The sequence below is a fragment of the Sandarakinorhabdus sp. genome, from assembly GCF_040398645.1.
Classification (GTDB): Bacteria; Pseudomonadota; Alphaproteobacteria; order Sphingomonadales; family Sphingomonadaceae; genus Sandarakinorhabdus.
In genome coordinates, this window is the sequence record NZ_JBBATR010000003.1 from 1 (window position 1) to 2,116 (window position 2,116).

At 62.3% G+C, this 2,116-nt stretch carries 2 protein-coding genes; both read right to left on the reverse strand.

Annotated elements, in window-relative coordinates:
* Positions 1–94 precede the first annotated feature (94 nt).
* Complete coding sequence (yihA, locus tag ABWP50_RS01070; protein WP_353216136.1) at positions 95–763, reverse strand: ribosome biogenesis GTP-binding protein YihA/YsxC; 669 nt, start codon at positions 761–763, stop codon at positions 95–97.
* A 31-nt stretch (positions 764–794) separates the two neighbouring features.
* On the reverse strand, positions 795–2,116 hold a 1,322-nt coding region (gene yidC, locus ABWP50_RS01075; RefSeq protein ID WP_353216137.1), incomplete at its 5' end, for a membrane protein insertase YidC.

Consider the following 2,116-nt stretch of genomic DNA (forward strand, 5'->3'; position numbering starts at 1 on the left):
ACCTTGTCCGCCGGCAGATCGAGTTCGCGCAGCAAGTCCGCCACGCTGCTGCCCGCCGCTATGGCGCGCGCATCGCCGTTTAGCGTGACCGTTATCATAGCGTCGCCGCCGCCAATATGGCCGCGCGCAATTCGGGGATGCCCAGGCCCTTTTCCGACGAGGTGGCAAACACCTGCGGATAGGCCGCCGGGTGAGCGCGGCTGGCGATCAGCGTCGCTTCCATCAGCCCGGCCAGCGCGCTCGGCTTGATCTTGTCGGCCTTGGTCAGCACCACCACAAAGCTCATCGCAGCCTTGTCGAGCAGGCCCATGATCTCCCGGTCCACCGGCTTGATGCCGTGGCGGCTGTCGATCAGCACCAGCACGCGGCGCAGCACGACGCGGCCGCGCAGATAATCGAACACCAGATGCTTCCATTGCCGCACCACATCCTTGGGCGCTTCGGCAAAGCCATAGCCCGGCATGTCGATCAGCCGAAAGCTGACCGGCTCGCCGACTTCAAAGACATTCAGCTCCTGCGTGCGCCCCGGCGTGACCGAGGTGCGCGCCAGCCCGTGCCGGCCGGTGATGGCATTCAAAAGCGAGGATTTGCCGACATTGCTGCGGCCGGCAAAGGCGATTTCCGGCACATCCGGGCTGGGCAGAAATTCCAGTTTCGGCGCGGACAGCAGGAAATTGATCGGCCCGGCAAAGCGTTTGCGGGCCAGTTCGATCAGTTCGTTCAGCTCTGCGTCGGCTTCGGCATCGGTCACTTTGTCATTCATGGGGTCATTCATGGGGTCATTCACGGGGTCATCACTTCTTGCGGCGCCCACCGGCTGGAGAGCGCGGCTGCGGCTGGGTCGGCTTTGGTGCAGCCGGTTTGGGAACGGGCTTGGCATCCACCACCATCTGCGCCGGCGGTGTGGCCGGGGTGGGATATTTGCGGTTCATGTACAATTGCTGCGCGATCGACACGAGATTGTTGACCGTCCAATACAGCTGCAAGCCAGCGGCGAACGGCGCCATGAAGAACATGAAAATCCACGGCATCAGCGCAAACACCTGCTGCTGCACCGGGTCCATGGTGGCGGGGCTCAATTTCTGCTGCACATACATGGTGACGCCGAGCAGGATCGGCAGCACGCCCAGCGCGATCATCGCCGGCGGCTGCCAGGCGATCAGGCCGAACAAGTTCAGCGGCGTTAGCGGATCGGGCGCGGACAGATCGTTCAGCCACAGCACAAACGGCTGGTGCCGCATTTCAATCGAAATCAGCAACGTCTTGTAGAGCGCATAGAAGATCGGAATCTGCAGCAGCACCGGCAGGCAACCCGCGAGCGGATTGACCTTTTCGGTCTTGTAGATCGCCATCATCTCCTGCTGAACCTTCAGCTTGTCGTCCTTGTATTTCTCCTGAATGGCCTTCATGCGCGGGCCGATCAGGCGCATCTTGGCCATGGATTCATATTGCTTGTTGGCAATCGGGAACATGGCGGCGCGCACCACCAGCGTCAGCCCGATGATGGCCACGCCGAAATTGCCGGTGAACTTGAACAGCCAATCCAGCAGATAGAAAATCGGCTTGGCAATCACCTCAAACCAGCCCCAGCTGACGGCCTTGTCGAGGCGCGGGATGCCGGCTTCGGTATAGCGATCGAGCATTTCGACTTCTTTGGCGCCGGCAAACAGCCGCGCCGTGGCAGTGATGCGGCCGCCCGCCGGCACCGTGATCGCCCCGGCCAGCCAATCGGCCTGATACTGGCCAGCGGCGTATTGGAACGTGGCGGTGATGCGCGCCTTTTGATCGGGCACAGTGGCGGCCAGCCAATATTTCTCGGTCAGGCCCAGCCAGCCGCCGGTGGCGGGGAAGCGCTGCGGGCCATTGTCCCGCAGCTTGTCAAATTCCAGATCCGTGTCCTTCAAGGTGCCGTCCAGCACAGCCACCGGGCCAACATGCACATTGACCTCGGCCGCCGCTGCCTTGCCGCGCCGCGACACCAGGCCGAACGGCTGCACGCTGACGGCAGCAGCAGTGGGATTTTCGATGCTTTGTTCAACGGTGAACAGATAATCGGCATCGACACTGATTTTCTGGCGGAACACCAGGCCCGGAGCAGTGGTGGGCGCCGTAGTGG